At 61.4% G+C, this 21,980-nt stretch carries 21 protein-coding genes and 1 tRNA gene; 10 read left to right on the top strand and 12 right to left on the bottom strand.

Translation table 11 applies throughout. The features are described from left to right. Positions 1-12: 12 nt before the first annotated feature. Positions 13-1,872, top strand: a complete 1,860-nt coding sequence (gene mutL, locus P8S53_RS11370; RefSeq protein ID WP_277804081.1) for a DNA mismatch repair endonuclease MutL — start codon at positions 13-15, stop codon at positions 1,870-1,872. Beyond that, a complete protein-coding gene (locus P8S53_RS11365; protein ID WP_277804080.1) occupies positions 1,869-2,915 on the top strand; it encodes a DNA recombination protein RmuC in 1,047 nt (348 codons plus the stop codon). Before mutL ends, P8S53_RS11365 begins: the two co-directional genes overlap by 4 nt. Before the next feature lie 564 nt (positions 2,916-3,479). Here the strand turns inward: P8S53_RS11365 and P8S53_RS11360 are convergent. Then, positions 3,480-5,144: an acyl-CoA dehydrogenase family protein gene (locus tag P8S53_RS11360; RefSeq protein ID WP_277804079.1), complete on the bottom strand. Its 1,665-nt coding sequence runs from the start codon at positions 5,142-5,144 to the stop codon at positions 3,480-3,482. A 260-nt stretch (positions 5,145-5,404) separates the two neighbouring features. On the opposite strand from P8S53_RS11360, the gene P8S53_RS11355 reads away from it, so the two are divergent. Beyond that, positions 5,405-6,178 (top strand): sulfite exporter TauE/SafE family protein, encoded by a 774-nt coding sequence (locus tag P8S53_RS11355; RefSeq protein WP_277804078.1) that lies wholly within the window; start codon positions 5,405-5,407, stop codon positions 6,176-6,178. 7 nt (positions 6,179-6,185) lie between these two features. On the opposite strand, the gene P8S53_RS11350 is transcribed toward P8S53_RS11355, so the two are convergent. Continuing rightward, positions 6,186-6,635, bottom strand: a complete 450-nt coding sequence (locus P8S53_RS11350; protein WP_277804077.1) for a YqaA family protein — start codon at positions 6,633-6,635, stop codon at positions 6,186-6,188. A 201-nt stretch (positions 6,636-6,836) separates the two neighbouring features. On the opposite strand from P8S53_RS11350, the gene P8S53_RS11345 reads away from it, so the two are divergent. Next, positions 6,837-7,469 carry a porin family protein gene (locus tag P8S53_RS11345; RefSeq protein ID WP_277804076.1) on the top strand — a complete coding sequence of 211 codons (633 nt, stop codon included), beginning with the start codon at positions 6,837-6,839 and terminating at the stop codon, positions 7,467-7,469. A 180-nt stretch (positions 7,470-7,649) separates the two neighbouring features. Here P8S53_RS11345 and P8S53_RS11340 read toward each other — a convergent pair whose 3' ends face one another. From P8S53_RS11340 to P8S53_RS11330, 3 genes are read right to left on the bottom strand one after another with little or no spacing between them, the layout of a single operon-like run. After that, on the bottom strand, positions 7,650-8,768 hold the full coding sequence (locus P8S53_RS11340; RefSeq protein ID WP_277804075.1) for a CaiB/BaiF CoA-transferase family protein: 1,119 nt from the start codon (positions 8,766-8,768) through the stop codon (positions 7,650-7,652). A 4-nt stretch (positions 8,769-8,772) separates the two neighbouring features. Continuing rightward, positions 8,773-9,429, bottom strand: a complete 657-nt coding sequence (locus P8S53_RS11335) for a DsbA family protein (RefSeq protein ID WP_277804074.1) — start codon at positions 9,427-9,429, stop codon at positions 8,773-8,775. Next, positions 9,429-9,983, bottom strand: coding sequence for a DUF721 domain-containing protein (locus P8S53_RS11330; protein ID WP_277804073.1), 555 nt, complete (start codon positions 9,981-9,983; stop codon positions 9,429-9,431). Before P8S53_RS11330 ends, P8S53_RS11335 begins: the two co-directional genes overlap by 1 nt. Before the next feature lie 99 nt (positions 9,984-10,082). On the opposite strand from P8S53_RS11330, the gene P8S53_RS11325 reads away from it, so the two are divergent. The 5 genes from P8S53_RS11325 to P8S53_RS11305 all read left to right on the top strand — a co-directional run bounded on the left by P8S53_RS11325 (position 10,083) and on the right by P8S53_RS11305 (position 14,883). Then, a complete protein-coding gene (locus P8S53_RS11325) occupies positions 10,083-11,129 on the top strand; it encodes an A/G-specific adenine glycosylase (RefSeq protein ID WP_277804072.1) in 1,047 nt (348 codons plus the stop codon). A 16-nt stretch (positions 11,130-11,145) separates the two neighbouring features. Further along, complete coding sequence (gene gloA / locus P8S53_RS11320; protein WP_277804071.1) at positions 11,146-11,646, top strand: lactoylglutathione lyase; 501 nt, start codon at positions 11,146-11,148, stop codon at positions 11,644-11,646. 103 nt (positions 11,647-11,749) lie between these two features. Next, a complete protein-coding gene (locus tag P8S53_RS11315; RefSeq protein WP_306417917.1) occupies positions 11,750-12,892 on the top strand; it encodes an alkane 1-monooxygenase in 1,143 nt (380 codons plus the stop codon). Positions 12,893-12,922: 30 nt separating this feature from the next. Then, on the top strand, positions 12,923-13,285 hold the full coding sequence (locus P8S53_RS11310; RefSeq protein ID WP_277804069.1) for a DUF393 domain-containing protein: 363 nt from the start codon (positions 12,923-12,925) through the stop codon (positions 13,283-13,285). A gap of 215 nt (positions 13,286-13,500) precedes the next feature. After that, complete coding sequence (locus P8S53_RS11305) at positions 13,501-14,883, top strand: GntP family permease (RefSeq protein WP_277804068.1); 1,383 nt, start codon at positions 13,501-13,503, stop codon at positions 14,881-14,883. Between the two features lie 127 nt (positions 14,884-15,010). Here the strand turns inward: P8S53_RS11305 and P8S53_RS11300 are convergent. The 7 genes from P8S53_RS11300 to P8S53_RS11270 form a co-directional block, all read right to left on the bottom strand. After that, positions 15,011-15,085 (bottom strand) — tRNA-Gln (locus P8S53_RS11300). Positions 15,086-15,197: 112 nt separating this feature from the next. Beyond that, on the bottom strand, positions 15,198-15,401 hold the full coding sequence (locus tag P8S53_RS11295; protein WP_306417799.1) for a DUF2892 domain-containing protein: 204 nt from the start codon (positions 15,399-15,401) through the stop codon (positions 15,198-15,200). Positions 15,402-15,490: 89 nt separating this feature from the next. Beyond that, positions 15,491-16,129, bottom strand: coding sequence for a Crp/Fnr family transcriptional regulator (locus tag P8S53_RS11290; protein ID WP_277804067.1), 639 nt, complete (start codon positions 16,127-16,129; stop codon positions 15,491-15,493). Beyond that, positions 16,129-17,001, bottom strand: a complete 873-nt coding sequence (gene mmsB, locus P8S53_RS11285) for a 3-hydroxyisobutyrate dehydrogenase (protein ID WP_277806705.1) — start codon at positions 16,999-17,001, stop codon at positions 16,129-16,131. The genes P8S53_RS11290 and mmsB overlap by 1 nt, the downstream gene beginning before the upstream one ends. Positions 17,002-17,003: 2 nt before the next feature. Then, on the bottom strand, positions 17,004-18,050 hold the full coding sequence (locus P8S53_RS11280) for an enoyl-CoA hydratase/isomerase family protein (protein WP_277804066.1): 1,047 nt from the start codon (positions 18,048-18,050) through the stop codon (positions 17,004-17,006). Beyond that, positions 18,050-19,192 (bottom strand): acyl-CoA dehydrogenase family protein, encoded by a 1,143-nt coding sequence (locus P8S53_RS11275; RefSeq protein ID WP_277804065.1) that lies wholly within the window; start codon positions 19,190-19,192, stop codon positions 18,050-18,052. The genes P8S53_RS11280 and P8S53_RS11275 overlap by 1 nt, the downstream gene beginning before the upstream one ends. A gap of 137 nt (positions 19,193-19,329) precedes the next feature. Further along, a complete protein-coding gene (locus tag P8S53_RS11270) occupies positions 19,330-20,829 on the bottom strand; it encodes a CoA-acylating methylmalonate-semialdehyde dehydrogenase (RefSeq protein ID WP_277804064.1) in 1,500 nt (499 codons plus the stop codon). Positions 20,830-20,948: 119 nt separating this feature from the next. Here P8S53_RS11270 and P8S53_RS11265 point away from each other — a divergent pair, with 119 nt between their 5' ends. After that, positions 20,949-21,860: a LysR family transcriptional regulator gene (locus tag P8S53_RS11265; protein WP_306417916.1), complete on the top strand. Its 912-nt coding sequence runs from the start codon at positions 20,949-20,951 to the stop codon at positions 21,858-21,860. Positions 21,861-21,980 lie beyond the last annotated feature (120 nt).

The following is a 21,980-nucleotide window of genomic DNA, read 5'->3' as shown; positions in this document are numbered from 1 at the left end:
ATATTCTGTGGTATGAACACCGCGCACCGCAATATCCGCCCCGAAATACGCCAGCTTGACGAAGCTTGCGCCAACCGCATTGCGGCTGGCGAAGTGGTGGAACGGCCCGCATCTGCGGTCAAGGAACTGGTTGAAAACGCGCTGGATGCGGGGGCTACCCGCATTGACGTGGCTTACGGCGATGGTGGCAAAACCCTGATCCGCGTGCGCGATGACGGGCATGGCATGGCCCCTGACGACCTGCCACTTGCGCTGTCACGCCATGCCACATCCAAGATTGACGGGACAGATTTGCTGAATATCCGGTCTTTTGGGTTTCGCGGCGAAGCGCTGCCCAGCCTTGGCGCTGTGGGGCGACTGGTTATCACCTCTCGCACGCAGGGCGGGGACGGCGCGAGCATCACCGTCAATGGCGGGCGTGTAGGGCAGGTCCGGCCAGACGCCGCGCAACACGGCACGCTTGTGGAATTGCGCGATCTGTTTCACGCGACGCCAGCACGGCTGAAATTCATGCGATCAGAGAGGGCCGAGGCGCAGGCCATCGCCGATGTGGTGAAACGGCTTGCCATGGCCGAACCTTATGTCAGTTTCACGCTGTCGGATGTGTCCAATGATGCCCCGCGCCAGATTTTCCGCGCCGATGCCGCCCAAGGTGCGCTGTTTGACGCGCTGGAAGACCGGATGGCCGCCATTCTGGGCCGTGAATTCACCGACAACGCCATTCGCATCGATGCAGAGCGCGACGGGCTGCACCTGACAGGGCTTGCCGGTCTGCCCACCTATTCGCGCGGGGCAGCCGTGGCGCAATATCTGTTCGTCAATGGCCGCCCCGTGCGCGACAAGCTGCTGATCGGGGCCTTGCGCGCGGCCTATATGGATTTCCTGTCACGCGACCGCCACCCTGTCGCGGCACTGTTCATCACCTGCGCGCCCGATCTGGTGGATGTGAATGTTCACCCCGCTAAATCCGAAGTCCGTTTTCGCGATCCGGGGCTGGCGCGGGGGCTGGTCGTTAGCGGGCTGCGCCACGGGCTGGCCAATGCGGGGCACCGCGCGTCCAGCACGGTTGCGGGCGCGATGCTGGGGGCGATGCAGCCGCAGGCCGCACCGCCCGTGCCGTATCAACATGCCCCCTATCAGATGGACCGCCCGTCTGCGCAGGCCCGCGCGGCCAGCTACCAGTTGCAGGCCCCGTTTCAGATGGATGATGCACCCGCCGCCTTCTGGTCAGGGGCCGAAGCGATATCAGCGCGCCATGATGCGCCCGATACGGCAGCACCCGTGCCCGATGACGCGCCGTTAGGGGCAGCGCGGGCGCAATTGCATCAGAACTACATTGTGGCCCAGACTGCGCGCGGCATGGTCATTGTGGACCAGCATGCTGCGCATGAACGGCTGGTCTATGAACGGCTGAAACGCCAGCGCGCGGAAAACGGCGTGGCCGCGCAGGCGCTGCTGATCCCTGAAATCGTGGAACTGCCCGATGCGGATGCCGCGCAACTGCTGGCCCTGTCGGATGATCTGGCGGCGTTGGGGCTGGTGATCGATGCGTTCGGGGGCGGTGCGATCGTGGTGCGCGAAACACCCGCATTGCTGGGCGCGGTGGATGCACGCGCGCTGATCCGCGATATGCTGGATGAACTGGCCGATCTTGGCAAAAGCCAAAGCCTGCAAGCGCGTATCGATGCAGTGTTGTCGCGCATGGCCTGTCACGGGTCTGTCCGGTCAGGCCGCGCCATGCGGCTGGAAGAAATGAACGCGCTGCTGCGTGAAATGGAAGCGACACCCCATTCTGGCCAGTGCAACCACGGGCGGCCCACCTATGTGGAACTGGGTCTGGATGATATTGAAAAGCTGTTCGGTCGCAAATGAACATTGACTGGACCGACCCGCTGCTGATTGCGCTGGCGCTTGGCGTGGTTGCAGTTTTCGTGCTGTGGCGCTTGTTGCGCGCGGTTGCCGTTCTGTCGGGGCTGGATGCGCGCCTGTCCAGCCTGTCGGATACGCAGAACCAACTTGCAGGCGGGCTGGGGCATGTGGCCCAAAGCCAGACGCAGGTGATCTCTCTGGTGGAAGCGCGGCTGGCCGATATGGGCCGCTACATGGGCGACACACTTGCGGGCAATGCGCAGACCACAGCATCCAGCATGGGGGCCTTGCGCGAACGCTTGCAGGTGATTGACGCGGCACAAGCCAAAATTGAAGCGCTGTCTGGCAATGTGCTGTCCTTGCAGGATATTCTGTCCAACAAACAGGCGCGCGGCGCGTTTGGCGAGGTGCAGCTTGAAGCGCTGCTGTCAGATGCACTGCCGCCCGATGCCTTCAGCTTGCAGGCCAGCCTGTCGAACGGGCGGCGGGTGGATGCGCTGATCCATATGGCGCAGCCGCTGGCTGTGGATGCGAAATTCCCGCTGGAAGCGTATCAGGCCCTGACACGCGCGCCCGATGATGGCGCGCGCATGACGGCGCGCCGCGCATTGGCACAGGCCATGCGCGCGCATATCAAGGCAATATCAGAACGCTATATCCTGCCCGGTGAAACCGCCGATGGCGCGCTGATGTTCCTGCCATCTGAAGCGATTTATGCGGAACTGCACGCCAACCTGTCCGATGTCGTGCGCGAAGGGTTTGTGGCCAAGGTCTGGATTGTATCCCCCACCACGATGATGGCCACGCTGAACACCTTGCGCGCCGTGATGAAGGATACGCGCCTGCGGTCTGAAGCGCGCGCTGTGCGCCGCGAAGTGCAGTTGCTGGTCGAAGATGCCGAACGTGTGGCCGCGCGTGTGGCCAAGCTGGAAAGCCATTTCGCGCAGGTGCAGAACGACCTGTCGGGCATTCGTATTTCCGCCGACAAGATCACCCGGCGCGGCGCGCGGCTGGATGATTTCGATTTCACCAGATCGCCGGAATGACAGACCTGCGCCCCCATTGGACCGCCTGCGTGTCACGCTGGGTGTGCCGCGAACACGACAGGGGGCGGGGCGGATGGCATACCATTACGCAACATGCGCGGCAGGCGTTCGGCTGTCCGAATGCCCGCGCGGTCGGGATCTGGCGATCCGGCCGCATGCAACAGGGGGGGGCAAGGTGACGAATAAAATCCCCCAGATCATTTATCCGGCCCAGCTGTTGCAGCTTTGCTTGCCGGCTGGCAGTGCAAACCGGTTGAAGTTGGCCTGAAGCTGCCCTTCGCATTGGAACCAAGCCCGCGCCATCGGTGGGCCGGGGTCTGCCGATCCGACATTATGGGAATGCAGTTTATGCAAGCTGCATATCCTTACTTCCAAGGCTTGGCGTGTCGCTGACCAAATCGGCAGGCCGCGGGACGGCCCGCCGATGGCGCGGCGGCCTTCGGCCTTTGCTCCGCGCCTTGGGGCAGTCCAGATGTCTGCTTCAGGCCAAACCGTGCGCCCGCAAATGAAACAGGGCGCGCGGCTCCTCCCTCCGCGCGCCCTGTGTCGGCGTATGGGGCTTGCTTATCCCAGCAAACGCCGCGCGATGACCTGCGCCTGAATTTCGCCGGCCCCCTCGAATATGTTCAGGATGCGCGCATCGCACAGAATGCGGCTGATCTGGTATTCCAGTGCAAACCCGTTACCGCCATGAATTTGCAACCCGTTATCGGCGGCGGCCCATGCCACGCGCGCGCCCAGCAATTTGGCCATGCCCGCTTCCAGATCACAGCGGCGGTCTGCATCCTTTTCACGCGCGCTGAAATAGGTCAGTTGCCGCGCGATCATGATTTCCACCGCCATCATCGCCAGTTTGCTGGCGACGCGCGGGAATTCGATCAGGGATTTGCCGAACTGCTTGCGGTCTTCGGCATATTGCATGGCCACTTCCAGCGCATTCTGGGCCACACCAATGGCGCGCGCCGCAGTCTGGATGCGCGCGGATTCAAAGGTTTGCATCAATTGCTTGAACCCTTGCCCTTCAATCCCGCCCAGCAGGTTTTCACCCTTCACCTTGAAGCCGTCAAAGGCCAGTTCATATTCCTTCATGCCGCGATAACCCAGCACCTCTATCTCGCCGCCGGTCATGCCGGGGGTGGGGAAGGGGTGTTCATCGGTGCCGGGTTCCTTTTCGGCCAGAAACATGGACAGGCCACGATAATCCTGCGTTTCGGGAATGCTGCGCGCCAGCACGGTCATGACATGGGTGCGCGCGGCATGGGTAATCCATGTCTTGTTTCCGGTAATTTCCCAATCTTCCCCCGTTTTGACCGCGCGCGTGCGCAATGCGCCAAGGTCCGATCCGGTATTGGGTTCGGTGAAAACGGCTGTCGGCAGAATTTCCCCCGACGCCAGTTTGGGCAGCCAGTATTCCTTCTGTGCATCGGTGCCGCCACAGATAATCAATTCAGCGGCGATTTCGGTGCGCGTGCCCAGGCTGCCAACCCCGATATAGCCGCGTGACAGTTCTTCGGACACAACCACCATTGCAGCCTTCGGCATGCCAAGCCCGCCGAATTCTTCGGGGATGGTCAGGCCGAACACGCCCATTTCCGCCAGTTGGTCAATCACCGACATCGGGATCAATTCGTCCTTCAGGTGCCATTGATGGGCGTGGGGGGTGACCTGTTCTTCGGCATAGCGGCGGAACTGGTCGCGGATCATTTCCAGATCGTCGTCCAGACCCGTTGCGCCGAATGTCGCGCGGCCATGATTCTGGCGCATCAGCGCAACCAATGCCATGCGCGCGCCATCGCTGTTGCCAGCCGCGCGCAATTGTCCGGCGGCGCCGCTGTCAAGATCAACGCTGACACCCAGATCCGACAGGCGCGCCACCTCGCCCTGTGTCATGGCAATGCCGCCTGCGATCTGGTTCAGGTATTCGCCAAACCCGATCTGGTGAATCAGGCGCTCCATCTGCCCAAACTTGCCATCCGCGTGCAGCTGTTCCGCCCAACCCTGCATCTGGCGCAGGCTTTCGACATAGGTTGCCAGCCATGCCAGCGCGTGCGCCGCGTATTGGTCCCCCTCCAGCAGGGCAGCATCCACCTTGCCTGCGGGGGCCACGCGTGCGCGCATGTTGTCCTTGGCCTGCGCCAATGCATCTTCGGCAGGGGACAGGGCTGCTTTTGTCAACGCAAGCAGATCATCAAGCAGGATCGTCGGCACTATTTGTCCATCATGCGGCATGGGTCACTCCGGTCATTGTCATTCTCTATTTCGCATATGCAGCATGACATAGAGACTTCAACAGGGCTGCGCAAGAAAAATTCAAATTAATGCGCTTTTTCTTTATCATTCTGTCGCGCGAGTGGGGCGCGTTGCCAGCGCAGGCGTGATCTGTGGGCGTTGGTGCTGCGATGGGGCGTGTCCATGGCCTGAATCGGGGTGCAGCCGCCTGCGATCCATCCTATCTTGCGCGCGGGCGTGAAATCTTAAGGAGTTATGAAATGCTGGACGTTGTTTTCGCGGGGTTGCCCCTGTCCGCATTTCTGGCCGCGATTGCCATTTCGCTATTTGCTGGGCTGGTCAAAGGCGCTTTGGGCTTTGCCATGCCGATGGTCATGATTTCGGGGTTCAGTTCGATCATGCCGGTGGAGCTGGCGCTTGCGGGGCTGGCCTTGCCTACATTGGTCACGAATATCAGTCAGGCTTTTCGTCAGGGCAGTGCGGCGGCATTTGCATCGGTCAAGGTCTACTGGCGCATGTTGCTGGCGCTGGTGGTTTTGCTGTTGATCAGCGCGCAGATGCTTAGTTTTCTGCCGCATGCGGTTTTGCTGGCCATTCTGGGCGGGCCGATTGTGGCGTTTGCGGTGCTGCAACTGATGAACATTCCACTGCGTGTGCGGGTGGACCGGCGCAGGCGTGCGGAATGGATCAGCGGCGCGGTTGGGGGGCTGTATGGCGGGGTGTCGGGGGTCTGGGGACCGCCGGTGATGATGTATCTGATTTCCGTCGATACCGGCAAACGCGATATGGTGCGGGTGTTGGGGGTTGTGTTTCTGGTGGGTGCGATTGCGCTGATTGCGGGCCATAGCGCGTCAGGGGTGCTGAATGCGCAATCCGTGTGGTTTTCGGCCGCGATGGTCGCGCCGGGGATGATTGGCCTGTGGGTGGGGTATTTCATTCAGGACCGGCTGAACGCCGATCGTTTCCGGCGCTGGACCTTGATCATGCTGGTTGTGACGGGGCTGAACCTGTTGCGGCAGGCGGCGGGGTTGTAGCGTGCGCTTAGGCCACCAGATCGACCGCGCGCAATGTCAGCCATGCAAGCAGCGTGTAGCGCGTGGTCTTTGCGATGGCCACCAGAATGGCGAATTGCCACAAGGGCGTTCGCATGATGCCCGCAACCAGTGTGAACCACCCCAGCAGCGGTGCCCAGCTTAACAGCAAGGACCACACGCCATAGCGGGCAAACCAGCGTTGTGCGCGTTCCAGCTGCGCGGGGCGGGCGGGGAACCAGCGCCGGTCGCGATACTGTTCCACCCGCGCGCCAATGGCGTAATTTACGAAAGCCCCCAGCGTATTGCCCAATGATGCCACCACCACCAGCGTAACCACTGTTGTCAGGTTGGCGGCCTGCATGGCAATGAAGACCGCTTCCGACTGGAAGGGAATGATCGTTGCGGCCAGAAATGCAGCTGCGAACAGGCCTGCAAGGGCAAGAAGCAATAGTGTCATACCTGATATCGGCCCTGTCGTGTCATTTGATTTGAGCGCACGCAATAAAGCAATCGGCATAAAAATGCCAGTTCACGCAACCCTCACCTCGATGTGTGGAACTGTGAGCGGTCTGGCGGGTTACGGTCACAGGGTAAGTCAATTACCTGCAACCTGGGCGTCACACCTGACGCTGGCCTATAAACGAATGAGGTAAGAATCATGATCAGGACCTTCGCAACTGCAGCAGTATCAGCCAGCCTTCTGGCGATGCCCGCTTTCGCACAGTCAACGTCCAAAACCGCCGATGCAACTGTTGAACCACCGGTGACACAGCCGCAGCAACCCATGACGCCCCCCGCGCCACGTTTTAGCTGGACGGGTGGCTATGCAGGTGCGCAGCTGGGCTATGGCCAGCTAAGCCTGAATAACGCGCCCAACCGCAACGGCGGCACAGCCAGCCTGTTCGGCGGCTACCGCATGGATATGGGGCAGGCCGTTCTGGGTGTCGAAGGCGTGGTGACGCCGGTATATCCGGGCAGCTCGACCCTGCCGGGTGATGACAGCATTCGCGGCAGCGCGTCGCTGCTGTTGTCCGCTGGTGTCCCCTTGGGCGCAGACCAGCGCACATTGGCCTATGTGAATGCAGGCCCGACATTCCTGCGCACCGGTGGTGGTGGCGAATCGTCTGACACATCCACAGGTGGCACTGTGGGCGTTGGTGTGGATTACATGCTGAACGACAACATGTTGGTGCGCGGCGGTGTTGCGCATACCCGCGTGAATTCCGTCGGTATTGAGAACACACGCGTGCGCAATACCAGCGCCAATGTCGGCATCGGTTTCAAATTCTGATACCTGCCGCGTCATGTGACGAACTGAATAAGGGCCTGCAAAAATGCAGGCCCTTATTACATGTGCTGATCAGGTCGTGCGTGCGGATTTGACGGGATGCAGCGGTCGGATATGCCGAAGGCGCGGCGCAAAGGCCAAAGCTGGCCAGTTCTGCATGACCCGCCGATCCGTCCGTGCGCCTCAGGTCGGGTCATCCTGCCCCAAGGCGGGGGCGGGGCGGCTGAAATCCAGATCACTGTCCGAAAACGTAAACGGCGCGCGCACGCCCTTCAGTCCGCACATATCCAGTTGCAGCCCGCGCGCAATAACCTGCGGGTCGGCGAATACTTCGTCCATGGTGTTGATCGGCCCTGCGGGCACGCCCTGCGCCTCGCATGCGCTTAGCAGATCGGCCTTGGTCCAGCCCGCAGTGCGTGCGCAAATCACGTCTGACAGCGCGTCACGGTGGTGCACGCGAACGGCATTGGTGGCGTAATCGGGGTGCTGCGCCAGTGCGTCCAGTCCCAGAACCGAACACAGGCGCTGGTATTGCCCGTCATTGCCGGTCGCAATGATGATATGCCCATCCGAACAAGGCACAACCTGATAGGGGGCCAGATTGGGATGAAAATTGCCCAGCCGCCCCGGCGCAGTGCCGGTGGCCAGATAGTTCATTGCCTGATTGGCCATGATCGACACGGCGCAATCCATCAAGGACATGTCGATATGCTGCCCCTTGCCGGTGTGCCCGCGCGCATGAAGGGCGGCCAGAATGGCCGTGCTGGCATAAATTCCGGTGAAAATATCGGTGACCGCCACGCCCACCTTGTGGGGCTGCCCGTCAGCGGGGCCAGTAACCGACATCAACCCTGACATGCCCTGGATGATGTAATCATAGCCCGCGCGGCTGGCATAGGGGCCAGTGTGCCCGAACCCTGTGATCGAGCAATAGATCAGCCCCGGAAATTCGGCCGACAGGCTGGCATAATCCAGCCCGTATTTCGCCAATCCGCCCAGCTTGAAATTTTCGATCACAATATCGGCGTCGCGGATCAGGGCGCGAACTTTCTCCTGCCCTTCGGGCGTGCGGAAATCGGCGGTCACGGATTTCTTGCCGCGATTGGTGGCATGGAAATAGGCCGCCTCTGGTGTGCCGTCGCGGTCGATGAAGGGTGGCCCCCAGCGGCGCGTGTCGTCGCCTTGCGGGGATTCGACCTTGATCACGTCCGCGCCCAGATCGGCCAGTGTCTGGCCAGCCCATGGGCCAGCCAGAATGCGCGCCAGTTCAATGACGCGAACCCCCTGTAATGGTCCAGCCATCGGTTCAGTTGCCCAGACGGTCGTTCAGCACCTGCTGGAATTCGGAAAACGGCATGTTGGAATATTGCTGCCCGTTGATCATGAAGGTGGGCGTGGCGCGAATTTCATCTGCTTCGGCATTGGCCTGATAGAATTCCGTCAGTTCAAGTGCCTTGTCCGCATCTTCCAGACAGGCATTCACTTCGGCATCATTCATGCCCGCCTGACGGCCCAGCCGCCGCAGGTTATTGGCAACTTCCATCGGGTCGTTCGACCCCGCCCAGACGCGCTGTTGTTCATAGATCAGTTCAACCAGCCCGTGATAGCGCTGATCGCCGCCGCAGCGCGCGACCATTGCCGCCCACAGGCCGTAGCGGTCGAAATAAACCTCGCGCTTCAGATACAGGATCTGGTCGGTATCGATGAATTCTTCCTTGATCTGTTGATAGGCACCTTGATTGAAGGTCGCGCAATGCGGGCAGGTGAAGGATGAATATTCCACAACCACCACCGGCGCATCAGGGTTGCCCAGCGGCATGTCCAGTTCGTGGATCTGGTGCAGGCTGCCGTGTGTCTGTGCGTTGGCCACAGTGGCCTGTGTCTGGCCTTGTGACATATACCACCAGCCACCGCCCCCCAGTGCAGCAACCACAGCAAGCGCAGGGATAAGGGTTTTGTTCATCAGATATGTCCTTTGTTGTTCGAGGCCTTGGAAAGCACATTTCCTGCCAGTCGTTCAAGGGCTGTGCGCAGCCCGTCATCATGCACGCCATCGGCAACCGCTTTGGCCTGACGCAATATGTGGGGATCGGGGGCCTTGGGCGCGGGTTTGGGGGCGGGGGTGAATTCTGCCTGCCCTTCGGAAAAGCCCATGGGCGCGGTCTGGGTCAGGGTGATGCGCGCAATGGCGTTATAGCCATAGCAGGCGTTCACCTTCTCGCGCAGGGCGGGCAGGCGCATTTGCAGCATTGGCCCCGCCGCGCCTGTTGTCAGAAGTGTCAGTGTGGCCCCAAGGCCGCCGCGCCCGTAGCTGACCTTGACGGGGCGGCAGCAGGCGGCCAGATCGGTGCCTGCAATTTCGGCCCAATGGGTCAGCAGCCGGCTGACAGCAAAACCGCGCGCTTCGCCTACTTTGCGAATCTGCGTGTTCAACAGGCCCGACGCCGCCTCGAACCCGCGCCTGCGGCGCGCGGGTGGCACGAAGCCATTCGGTTTGGGGGACTGTTTTTTTGCCATAATGCGCGATGTACTCTTGCGGGTTGTGATGTGCAGTTTACCCTTTATGACGCCGAGGGCCAGAGGGCGCACGCGAATTTGACAAGAAGGACCACACCCATGCGCGACAGCGCGGCCACGGATATTTCAACACGGTTGCTGGACTGGTATGACCGCCACGCCCGCGATTTGCCATGGCGCATACCGCCACATTCCGGCGCGCGGCCGGACCCTTACCGCATCTGGCTGTCGGAAGTGATGTTGCAACAAACCACCGTGGCGGCGGTGAAGGACTATTTTCACCGCTTCACCACCCGCTGGCCCGATGTGCAGGCACTGGCGGCAGCCGACGACGCCGATGTGATGGCCGAATGGGCGGGGCTTGGATATTATGCGCGGGCGCGCAATCTGCTGAAATGCGCGCGCGTGGTCGCAGGGCAGGGCGGTTTTCCCGACACGCGCGAAGGGTTGCAGGCATTGCCCGGAATTGGCCCCTACACATCGGCGGCGATTGCGGCGATTGCCTTTGACCATCCTGAAACCGTGGTTGATGGCAATGTCGAACGTGTGATGGCGCGGTTGTTTGATGAACACACGCCCCTGCCTGCGGCCAAACCCCGGCTGACGGCACTGGCGGCAGGTCTGACACCTGCGCGGCGGGCGGGCGATTATGCGCAGGCGGTCATGGATCTTGGGGCCACGGTGTGCACCCCGCGCAGCCCCGCCTGCGGCATTTGCCCGCTGATGGGCGATTGCGCGGCGCGCGTGGCGGGCACGGCGGCCATGCTGCCGCAGAAATCGCGCAAGGCATCCATTCCTGTGCGTCTGGGCATCGCCTATGTCGGGCGGCGCGTGGACGGGGCATGGCTGATGGAACGCCGCCCCGATCACGGGCTGCTGGGCGGTATGCTGGGCTGGCCCGGCAGTACATGGGCCGAAATGCCGCCCATACCTGCCGCGCCCGTGGCCGCCGACTGGACGCCACTGGGCGGGGAGGTGCGCCACACCTTCACGCATTTCCACTTGCGCCTGACGCTGGAAGTGGCCCATCTGCCCATGAACACGCAGGGGCTGTTTGTGCCCGCGCAGGATTTCACCCCGACCGCGCTGCCGACTGTCATGCGCAAGGCGCATGCGCTGGCGGCCCCTTATTTCACCGACATATGAAAAGGACGAAGGCATCATGACAAACGACCTATCCCAGACAGCGCAGTATAAACTGACCCATACGATGCTGCGCATCAAGGAACCTGCGCGCGCGCTGGAATTCTACGAGGAAGTGCTGGGGTTCCGCCTTGTCACACGGCTGGACTTTGAGGAAGCGCGCTTTTCGCTGTATTTCCTGCAACCGCGCGGCCATTCCGACCAGTCCGACGGGTCGCTGGAACACGCGTTCAGCGCTATGGGCCTGTTGGAACTAACCCATAACTGGGGCACCGAAGACGATGACAGGGCCATGCATTCGGGCAATTCCGACCCCAAGGGCTTTGGTCATATCTGCGTGGCGGTCCCCGATATTGCCGCCGCCTGCGCGCGGTTCGATGCGATGGGCGTGACATTCCAGAAGCGGCTGGGCGCGGGGGGGATGAAGGAAATCGCCTTTATCCGCGACCCTGATGGCTACTGGATCGAAATCGTGCAGCCCGACCTGATGCACGGGTTGCTGGCGCAGCATAAGGTGTGAATCTGTCGCATCCGGCGGGGCTTTGATGTGGCGCGGTTTTTGGTATCATGCGCGGCGAAGGGAATTCCCTTTATTGCACGGCCCGTATCAGTGAAAGGCCAGTATCGTGACACCACAGCAGTTCCGCCGCCTGTCCGCAGCGCTTCCCTTCTGGGCGTCGTTGGGCTTTGTGCCATTGGTTGTGATGGCGGCGCTTTGGGGGGGCTGGTGGCTGGCGCTGATGCCGCTTTATGGCTGGGTCGCCTTTACAGTGATGGATTTCATCACCGGCCTGTATAACGACAACCCCGACACCGAAACCCCGCTGGCGGATCTGTTCTGGTACCGGCTGATCACGCTGATCTGGTTTCCGGTGCAATTCGTGGTCATTTTCGGCGCGCTGTGGTGGGTCGCCACAACGTCGCATCTGCACTGGCTGGAGCAACTGGCGCTGATGTTCGGGGTGGGTGTCATGTCGGGGGTGATTGGCATCGTCTATAGCCATGAACTGCTGCACCAGAAAACGGCGATGGAGCGGTGGCTGGGCGATCTGCTGCTGGCATCGGTGCTGTATTCGCATTTCCGGTCGGAACATTTGCAGGTGCATCACCGCTATATCGGCACCCCGCGCGACCCTGTGACCGCGCGCATGGGCGAAGGGTTTCAGGCCTATTTCCTGCGCGTGCTGCGCGACTGCCCGCCATCTGCGTGGCGTGCAGAGGCGGCCATGCTGGCGCGCAAGGGCCTGCCGGTGTGGCACCGCACCAACCCGTTCTGGCGCTACGCCGCCCTTCAGGGCGCAATGCTGGCGCTGGCTTTCGTAATTGGCGGCGCATGGGGGCTGGTGCTGTTCATGTGGCAGGCATTAATCGCCATCTGGCAGCTGGAACTGACGAACTACATTGAACATTACGGTCTGACACGGCGGCATCTGGGGGACGGAAAATATGAACCCGTGCGCCCGCATCACAGCTGGAACGCATCGCATCGGGCATCGAACTGGCTGATGATCAACCTGCAACGCCATTCAGACCACCATACCAAACCCGACCGCCGTTTTCCCTTGTTGCAGACCTATGGCACCGATCAGGCCCCGCAACTGCCATTCGGCTATCCGGCGCTGACGACACTGGCGATGGTCCCACCCTTGTGGCGGCGGTTCATGAACCCGAAAGTGCGCGCATGGCGGCGCCAGTTCTATCCCGATATATCGGATTGGGGGGAATATGACCGCCATGAAACCCCAATTCCGCGCGGGGCGTCTTGACCGCGCGCTGCGGGCACTATGTTCGGGGTTATGACAACGGAAATTCTGTATAACGGGCAATGCCCGATCTGCGCGGCGGAAATTGCGCATTACCGCAAGCTGGCCATGGAAGTGGCCGCCCCGCTGGATTTCGTGGACCTTCACAGCGCCCCGTTGAACGATTGGGGCCTGACACCCGAACAGGCCACGCGGCGCATTCATGCAAGGCAGGGCAGGGTGATTATTTCCGGCTTTCCGGCATTTGTTCTGATATGGCGTGCCGTGCCAAAGCTGCACTGGATGGCGCGCGTGGCCAACCTGCCGGTTGTGCGCCACATCGCCGCATGGGGCTATAACCGGATTGCCGCGCCTGCGCTTTACAGATTGCACCTGTATCGCCTGCGCAGGGCTTAGGCGGACTCGGGGCGCGATGGAACGCCCGTAAGGTGGGCGTATCACATTGACCCTTCGCGATGGACGGCTTATGCTGCGGTGCAGCAAGGCGGGCGATCACATATGGCACTGAACACACAAAGCGCGCGCATCAATCCTGTCGCTTCGGGCCATACAGGGCATGAACGCGTGATGCGCCATATTGTGCATCGCCCCGCCGCCGGATGCAAAGTGACATGACCGGAATTGCCGTCATTGTTTTCGCGCTTGGCGCTTTGGTGTTTCTGGCCTATCGCGGCGTCAGCCTGTTGCTGCTTGCACCGGTGATGGCCACCCTCGCCGTGGCCCTGTCCGAGGGCGGCCCCGTGCTGGCAAGCTACACGCAAGTGTTCATGCACGCGGCAGGCGGTTTCATCATCCAGTATTTTCCACTGTTCCTGTTGGGGGCCGTGTTCGGCAAACTGATGGAAGCCTCCGGCAGCGCGCAGGTTCTGGCAGATGGAATTATTCACAGGCTTGGGGCCGGTCGGGCCATTCTGGCCGTGATCCTGTCGTGCGCGGTCATGACCTATGGGGGCGTGTCGCTGTTTGTGGTGGCGTTTGCGGTCTATCCCATTGCATCGGCGCTGTTCCGGCAGGCGGATTTGCCCAAGGTGCTGATACCGGCTGCGATTGCGCTTGGCGCGTTTACCTTCACCATGACCGCGCTGCCGGGCACACCGGCAATCCAGAATGCGATCCCGATGCCCTATTTCGGCACCACGCCCTATGCCGCGCCCGGGCTGGGACTTCTGACAGGGGCTGTCATGCTGCTGTTGGGCTGGCAATGGCTGGAACGGCGTGCGCGCAGCCTTGGTCCCGGATATGGCACATATGACGAACCCCCGCAAAAACGCGCGCAGATGGACACCCCCCCGTCGCGGGCCATGGCGGCGCTGCCATTGGTGTTGGTGATTGTGCTGAACCTGTGCTTTACCTTCGTGATCATACCGGCGCTGGACACAGGCTATCTGGGTCTGCCCGAATATGGCGCAACCGATGTCGGGTCGCTGCGGGGCGTGTGGTCAATCATTGCGGCGCTGACGCTGTCGTCAATCGGGCTGGTGGCGCTGAACTTTGGCAGGCTGCGCGCAAATCTGGCAGACACACTGGACCGCGGCGCCGCAGATTCGCTGAAGCCGATTTTCAACACCGCCAGCCTTGTGGGGTTTGGTGCGGTGATCGCCTCGCTCTCGGCATTCGGGCTGATCCGGGACTGGGTTGTGACAGTGGGGGGCGACAATCCCCTGATTTCGCTGGCCGTCGGCACCAGCCTTCTGGCGGGGATCACCGGATCAGCCTCTGGCGGGATGAGCATTGCGCTGTCGACGCTGGGCGACACATATATGCAGATGGGGCAGGCGGCAGGGATCGCGCCCGACCTGCTGCACCGCGTGACAGCGGTGGCGACAGGGGGGCTGGATGCGCTGCCGCATAACGGCGCGGTGATCACGCTGCTGACAATCTGCGGCCTGACCCACCGGCAGGCGTATCGCGACATCGCGGTGGTGGCGGTGATTATCCCGGTTGTCGCGCTGGTGCTGCTGATCGCTTTGGGCACTGTGTTCGGCAGCTTCTGATTGCACGCGCCGCCTGCTGCGCAAGACCAATCAAGCGCGCGCTGTGTTTCGCCAAAATGATGCAGCATTTGTGAAGGCACGCCCACCTTCGCAGACACAAACTGAAATCAGATACTTACAGGAAAACTGGCTGGGGTGGTAGGATTCGAACCTACGATACACGGTACCAAAAACCGATGCCTTACCACTTGGCTACACCCCAACTGTGAAGCGCTGTTTAGCCAAGGCGGGGCTGGGCTGCAAGACCCTTCTGACGAAAAAAACGCAAGAAATGGTGGCATAGGTGTATGCCACCAATCTGGCGTTGTGCGGGGTTATTTTTTCACAGCACAGGTATTCACCCCGATCAGGGAATAGAGCGGGCAGGTCTGCATCAATCCGGTCGCCAAGGGCACGATTCCGATCAGATACAGCCAGCGCAAGCTTGCTTCAGCGTTCACGAAGAACCCTGCAATCAAGGCCAAGCCCACAACAATCCGCAACACGCGGTCGATGCCGCCGACATTTCGTGCCAACATCACACAGACTCCTTAAATGTTTTCTGACTGGCGCTAAGGTATCACAGCGATCTTGTGCTGTCTGTGACATGGTCACACAGGCGGCGTGATCACTTCGCAAGCGCCAGCAATGCGGCCCTGTCACGAATACTGACATGGCCGCGCGCAGTATGCAGAATGCCCGCTGCTGTCCAGCGTTCCAGTTGCCGTGAAATCACTTCGCGTGCCGTGCCAATTCTGGCCGCCAGTTCTGCATGTGTGGCGTGAATGGCGCCCCCCGTTTCCATGTCCAGCAAGGCGCGCGCCAGTCGCGCCTGAATGCGGATGAACGCGACCTGCTCCAGCAAGGCGGTCACTTCCCCCATGCGCGCGGCAAAGGCGCGAAAAACAAAGCCGCGAAAGGTGGAGGAGGTATTGATCAGGTCATGAAACAGCGCCGCTGGGATCATGACAAGCGTGCAATGCGTGACCGTTGTGGCCGTGCCGCTATAGGGCGCGTCGCCCATCAGTCCCAGCGTGGTCTGAATGCAGCTTTGGCCGGGTTCTATGGCATAAAGCAAGATCTCGCGGCCCGATGCGCTGGACAGGTGCACCTCCACGCGGCCATCCAGCACGATGGCGAACCCTTGCGCCAGATCACCTGCGTGAAACAGGCGCAGGTCTGGCGCGCAGGTTTGTCGGGGCAGGGCGTCAAGTTGCGCAACCCTGTGCGGGGCCAGCCCCGGCAGGGCGTGCGCCGCCCATCCCATCAGCCGCGCCCGCGCGCCGCGAAATGCGGCAGCAGCGCTGAAAAATCGCGCCCCTTGCCACCCTCATCTTCGACAAAACGGGCATAGAGTTCGGTTGCGCGTGCGCCGATCGGGGTGGGGGCGTCCACGCTTTCGGCGGCTTGCTGGGACAGGCGCAGATCCTTCAGCATCAGTTCCGCCGCAAAGCCCGGCTTGTAGTCATTGTCAGCAGGGCTTTGCGGGCCGATGCCGGGGGCGGGGCAATAGGCATTCATTGACCAGCTATAGCCGGATGATGTGGACACCACATCGAACATACGCGCGCGGTCCAGCCCCAGCTTGTCGGCCAGCGCAAACGCCTCGCAGGTAACGGCCATTGTTGCGCCAAGGATCATGTTGTTGCAGATTTTTGCCGCCTGACCGGCGCCAGATGAGCCGCAATGAACGGCCTTCTGGCCCATGATGTCAAACAGCGGCAGGACGGTCGCAAACGCGGCGTCGGACCCACCCGCCATAAAGGTCAATGTGCCCGCGCTGGCACCGCCGACCCCGCCCGACACGGGCGCATCCAGTGCGCCAATCCCTGCGGCGGCAGCCTGCTGCGCCACCGCGCGCGCGCTGTCCACATCGACCGTGGAGCAGTCACACAGCACCGCGCCCGCGCGCATGGCGGGAATGACCGATGCGGCGACATCGCGCAGGATCGCACCATTGGGCAGCATTGTTATGACCACATCCGCGCCTTCCGCGGCGTCCGTTGCGCTGGTTGCGCGCGCTACCCCTTGCGGGCAGGGGGCCACAAGGTCGAACCCTGTGACCTTATGACCTGCACTGGCCAGATTGGCGGCCATAGGCCCGCCCATATTGCCCAATCCGATAAACCCGATTTTCATGCTCAATCCTTCCCGCTTGTGGCAAATGTCAGTTCATCCGGTCCCAAGGACGCCAGCATCGCGGCCACATCTGCACCGCGCACTGCATCGATACTGTCATGGCGCCAGTGTGGTGTGCGGTCCTTGTCGATGATGGCGGCACGAATGCCTTCCAGAAAATCCGCATGTTCCATCGACCGCCATGTGAAGCGAAACTCCCGCGCCAGCGCATCACGGATGGTCGCGTGCTTGCTGCGTGCGTGCAGCATTTCCAAGGCACAGGCCATTGCCAGGGGCGAATTGCGCCGCAGCGTGGCTGCCGTGCGTTGCGCGAAATCCGATCCGTCCCTATCCAGCGACGCGACAATGTCCGCAAGCAGCGCGTGCCCGAACGCGGCATCAATCAGGCCCTGATGCGCCGCCAGTTGCCCCTGCGGCGCCTGTGTCCCCGCATCCAGCGCATCGGTATTGCCGCTGGCCACCAGCGCGGCCTTGATACTGTCCCAGTCAGCTTCCGGCACAAACAGATCGGCAAACCCCGCGCGAATGGCGTCACCTGCGCCCATGCGCGCGCCTGTCAGGCCCAGATATGCGCCAAGCTGTCCGGGGGCACGCGCCAGCAAATATGTGCCGCCAACATCCGGTATCAGGCCAATGCTGCATTCAGGCATCGCGATCTGGCTGCTTTCGCATACGACACGGTGGCTGGCATGACAGCCCACACCCACGCCGCCGCCCATGACAAAGCCCTGCAGGAAGCTAACGACAGGCTTGCCATATTCGGCCAGCCGCGCATTCATGCGGTATTCATCGGCCCAGAATTTCCGACCATAGCTGAAATCACCCGCGCGGCCGGTTTCATACATCTGCGCAATATCACCCCCTGCGCAGAACGCTTTTTGCCCTTGGGCATCGATCACGATGATGGCCACGCTGTCATCATCGGCCCAGTCCACCAGTGCTGCATCTATGGCCATGCACATATCATAACTCAGCGCATTCAGCGCTTTTGCGCGGGTCAGGGAAATGCGGCCTGCGCGCCCCTCGCGGCGGATATGAATATCAGCCATCAGCGCGCCGCCAGCATCTGGCGCGCAACAATCAGGCGCATGATTTCATTTGTCCCCTCCAGAATCTGGTGAACCCGCAGGTCACGCACCAGTTTTTCAATGCCGTAATCGCCTAAATATCCATAACCGCCATGTAATTGCAGGCATTGATCAGCCACGCGGCTGCCCGCTTCGGTCACGAATTTCTTGGCCATGGCGCAGAATTTCGTGGCATCCGGCGCGCCTTGGTCCAGCTTCCATGCCGCCTGACGCAGGAACACGCGCGCGGCCTGCATCTCGATCTCCATATCCGCCAGCCGGAATTGCAGCGCCTGAAACTGGTCGATGCTTTGGCCAAAAGCGTGCCGTTCGCCCATATAGGCCAATGTCGCATTAAGCGCCGCCTGCGCCCCCCCGAGCGAGCACGCGGCGATATTCAGCCGCCCCCCGTCAAGCCCCGCCATCGCATAGCGGAACCCGTGCCCTTCCTCGCCCAGCAGGGCGTCCGCCCCCACATGGCAATCATCAAACTGCACCTGACGCGTGGGCTGGGACCGCCAGCCCATCTTGTCTTCCAGCCCGCCGAAACTCAAGCCCTGCGCGCCATCCATCACCACCAGCGCAGATATGCCGCGCGGCCCATGCTCGCCCGTGCGCGCCATGACAATATAGCCGTCCGAATACCCTGCGCCCGAAATGAACGCCTTGGTGCCGTTCAGCACATAGCCTGCGTTGTCGCGTGTGGCGCGCGTTTTCAGCGCCGCCGCGTCCGACCCGGACCCCGGTTCGGTCAGGCAATAGGACATGAAACACTCCAGGCTGACCACGCGCGGCAACAGATCAGCGCGCATCTGGTCGGACCCGAATTTGTCGATCATGGCCGCGCACATGTTGTGAATGGACAAAAACGCCGCAACTGACGGGCAGGCCATGGACAGCGCTTCAAATATCAGCGTCGCATCCAGCCGCGACAATCCCGCGCCGCCACTTTCTTCGCGCACATAGAGGCCCCCAAAGCCCAGCTCTGACAGTTTGCCCCACAATTCTTTCGGGATGGTGCCTTGCGCTTCCCACGCGCGGGCAAATGGTGCGATATGCTCGGCCCCGAACGCGCGCGCCATATCAAAAATCGCGTCCGACTCCTCGGTCAAACTGAAATCCATTGCATCCTCCCAAAAAGTCCAGTTCCCCGATAGTGCGGGAATCTTTCAGCAATATTTCATCTTGCCGTAAAATACTCCGCAAGGGGTGAATTGGCGCGCCAGCGCCAAGAGGGGGGCGCGAAGCCCCCCTGATGGTCTTAGTCCATGGCCTTGAAGTTGAAAGCCGCCCCTTCCTTGATCCCGCTTGGCCAGCGCGATGTTACGGTTTTGGTGCGGGTGTAGAACTTGAACGCATCCGGCCCGTGCTGGTTCAGATCGCCAAAGCCCGATTTCTTCCAGCCACCGAAGGTGTGATAAGCCAGCGGCACAGGGATCGGCACATTGATGCCCACCATTCCAATATTGATACGGTGCGCAAAATCGCGCGCAGCATCGCCATCGCGGGTAAAGATTGCGGTGCCGTTGCCATATTCATGATCCATCGCCAGGCCGATGGCTTCTTCATAGCTGGCGGCGCGCACCATCGACAGAACAGGGCCGAATATTTCCTTGCGGTAGATGTCCATCTTAGGTGTAACATGGTCAAACAGATGTGGGCCGACAAAGAAGCCGTTCTCATAGCCTTGCAGGCTGAATCCGCGACCATCGACCGCCAGTTCGGCCCCTTGCTCGATGCCGAGTTCCACCAGCCGTTCGATGTTTTCCTTGGCGGCAGCGGTGACAACGGGGCCGTAATCCACATCATCGCCTGCGGTCCAGGGGCCTACTTTCAACGCCTCGATTTTTGGCACCAGCCGTTCGCGCAGCGCCTCTGCCGTGCCTTCGCCTACGGGCACGGCGACCGAAATTGCCATGCAACGTTCCCCTGCTGCACCGTAGCCAGCACCAATCAGCGCATCGGCGGCCAGATCCATATCGGCATCTGGCATGATGATCATGTGGTTTTTTGCGCCACCAAAACACTGCACGCGCTTGCCTGCCGCACATCCGCGCGAATAGATGTAATGCGCAATCGGGGTGGAGCCTACAAAGCCCACGGCCTGGATGATCTCATTGTCCAGAATCGCATCGACCGATTCCTTGTCGCCGTTGACCACTTGCAGCACGCCGTCAGGCAGGCCCGCTTCCTTGAAAATCTCGGCCAACATCAGCGGCACGGACGGGTCGCGTTCAGACGGTTTCAGGATCATCGCGTTGCCGCAGGCCAGTGCAGGCCCCATTTTCCACAGCGGAATCATGGCCGGAAAGTTGAAAGGCGTGATGCCCGCAACCACGCCCAGCGGCTGGCGCATGGAATACATGTCAATGCCGGGGCCAGCGCTGTCGGTGAATTCGCCCTTCAGCAATTGCGGCGCGCCGATGCAATATTCGATCACTTCCAGCCCGCGCTGGATATCACCCTTGGCGTCGGGGAATGTCTTGCCATGCTCGGATGACAGCTGCTCCGCCAGCTTGTCCATGTCACGGTTTATCAGCTGAACCGCCGCCATCATGACGCGTGCGCGGCGTTGGGGGTTTGTGGCGCCCCATTTGACCTGTGCGGTTGCTGCACGCGCGACCGCGTCATCCAACTCGTCCTTTGATGCCAGCGGGACACGCGCCTGAACCTCGCCCGTGGCGGGGTTGAACACATCGGCAAACCGCCCTGATGTGCCTGAAACGCGCTGCCCGTCAATCCAATGTGAAAGCTCTCGCATGCTATCCTCCTGTCCAATGATCTGGGGTGCAGCATAGTCTTGCATTTTCGCGCTGGGAACAGGGATTAATCCAAAATGGTCTTGCATTTTTGCAAAGGGTGACGTTGGCTGTCATGATGATGGATTGGGATGACATGCGTGTGTTTCTAGCGCTTGCGCGGGGCGAAAGCCTTGGGCGGGCAGGGCAGGTGCTGCGGCTGGACCCCGCCACAGTGGGCCGCCGCATCACGCGGCTGGAAGACGGGCTGGGGCGGCGTTTGTTCACGCGCTCGCATCAGGGCTATGCGCTGACAGATGACGGCGCGCGCCTGTTGCCCCACGCCATCGAGGCCGAAACCGCCTTGATTGCCGCCAGCGACGCCGCGCAGGCCACCGGCGGAACCGGCCTGTCAGGACAAATCCGCATTGGCGCGCCCGATGGCTGCGCGAATTACCTGTTGCCGCAAGTGGTGGCCGCGATCTGCGCGGAAAACCCCGCACTGGAGGTGCAGATCATCGCGCTGCCGCGTGTGTTCAACCTGTCGCGGCGCGAAGCGGATATGGCCATTGGCGTGTCGGCCCCCGAAGCAGGGCGGCTGTCGGTGCAGAAAATCACTGAGTACGACCTGCATCTGGCGGCATCAAAGCGCTATCTGGCGGCCCACCCCCCGATCAGGGATTTGCAGGATCTGCGTGCGCATCGGGTGATTGGCTATATTCCCGACATGATTTTTGATCGCGAACTGGATTATCTGGCGCAACTGGGGCTGGAGCAGGTGGCGCTGACATCGAATTCGGTCGCGGTGCAGTTCAACTGGGTGCGCAGCGGGGCAGGGATTGCGGTGGTGCATGACTTCGCCATTCCCGCAGGCGTCGATATCCAGCGGGTTCTGCCCGACACTTTCAGCCTGTCGCGCAGTTTCTTTCTGATCCGGCATCTGGATGACCGGCGCGTTGCGCGGCTAAACCGTTTTGCAGAAGCACTGGTGCGCGGATTGCGGCAGGAAGTGGCGCGCCTGCAAGCGCAGGTGGACAGGGCGGAAAAGGTTTAAAGTCTGTTGCAGGTCACGGGGGCGTTGGTTTTGGCCTTTTACGGTCATTCACGCTTGGATACAGCCCGCGCCCTTGATCCCGCGCCTTGGGGTGTCAGCTTCAGCCCCAAAACCACCCCG

Source organism: Roseinatronobacter sp. S2 (genome assembly GCF_029581395.1).
In the GTDB taxonomy this organism is placed as follows: Bacteria; Pseudomonadota; Alphaproteobacteria; order Rhodobacterales; family Rhodobacteraceae; genus Roseinatronobacter.
This window is presented reverse-complemented; position numbering and strand designations above follow the sequence as displayed.

Coding starts and splice junctions, on each gene's coding strand:
- mutL (WP_277804081.1), top strand. CDS start 13: ATGAACACCGCGCACCGCAATATCCGCCCCGAAATACGCCAGCTTGAC.
- P8S53_RS11365 (WP_277804080.1), top strand. CDS start 1,869: ATGAACATTGACTGGACCGACCCGCTGCTGATTGCGCTGGCGCTTGGC.
- P8S53_RS11360 (WP_277804079.1), bottom strand. CDS start 5,144: ATGCCGCATGATGGACAAATAGTGCCGACGATCCTGCTTGATGATCTG.
- P8S53_RS11355 (WP_277804078.1), top strand. CDS start 5,405: ATGCTGGACGTTGTTTTCGCGGGGTTGCCCCTGTCCGCATTTCTGGCC.
- P8S53_RS11350 (WP_277804077.1), bottom strand. CDS start 6,635: ATGACACTATTGCTTCTTGCCCTTGCAGGCCTGTTCGCAGCTGCATTT.
- P8S53_RS11345 (WP_277804076.1), top strand. CDS start 6,837: ATGATCAGGACCTTCGCAACTGCAGCAGTATCAGCCAGCCTTCTGGCG.
- P8S53_RS11340 (WP_277804075.1), bottom strand. CDS start 8,768: ATGGCTGGACCATTACAGGGGGTTCGCGTCATTGAACTGGCGCGCATT.
- P8S53_RS11335 (WP_277804074.1), bottom strand. CDS start 9,429: ATGAACAAAACCCTTATCCCTGCGCTTGCTGTGGTTGCTGCACTGGGG.
- P8S53_RS11330 (WP_277804073.1), bottom strand. CDS start 9,983: ATGGCAAAAAAACAGTCCCCCAAACCGAATGGCTTCGTGCCACCCGCG.
- P8S53_RS11325 (WP_277804072.1), top strand. CDS start 10,083: ATGCGCGACAGCGCGGCCACGGATATTTCAACACGGTTGCTGGACTGG.
- gloA (WP_277804071.1), top strand. CDS start 11,146: ATGACAAACGACCTATCCCAGACAGCGCAGTATAAACTGACCCATACG.
- P8S53_RS11310 (WP_277804069.1), top strand. CDS start 12,923: ATGACAACGGAAATTCTGTATAACGGGCAATGCCCGATCTGCGCGGCG.
- P8S53_RS11305 (WP_277804068.1), top strand. CDS start 13,501: ATGACCGGAATTGCCGTCATTGTTTTCGCGCTTGGCGCTTTGGTGTTT.
- P8S53_RS11295 (WP_306417799.1), bottom strand. CDS start 15,401: ATGTTGGCACGAAATGTCGGCGGCATCGACCGCGTGTTGCGGATTGTT.
- P8S53_RS11290 (WP_277804067.1), bottom strand. CDS start 16,129: ATGGGATGGGCGGCGCACGCCCTGCCGGGGCTGGCCCCGCACAGGGTT.
- mmsB (WP_277806705.1), bottom strand. CDS start 17,001: ATGAAAATCGGGTTTATCGGATTGGGCAATATGGGCGGGCCTATGGCC.
- P8S53_RS11280 (WP_277804066.1), bottom strand. CDS start 18,050: ATGGCTGATATTCATATCCGCCGCGAGGGGCGCGCAGGCCGCATTTCC.
- P8S53_RS11275 (WP_277804065.1), bottom strand. CDS start 19,192: ATGGATTTCAGTTTGACCGAGGAGTCGGACGCGATTTTTGATATGGCG.
- P8S53_RS11270 (WP_277804064.1), bottom strand. CDS start 20,829: ATGCGAGAGCTTTCACATTGGATTGACGGGCAGCGCGTTTCAGGCACA.
- P8S53_RS11265 (WP_306417916.1), top strand. CDS start 20,949: ATGGATTGGGATGACATGCGTGTGTTTCTAGCGCTTGCGCGGGGCGAA.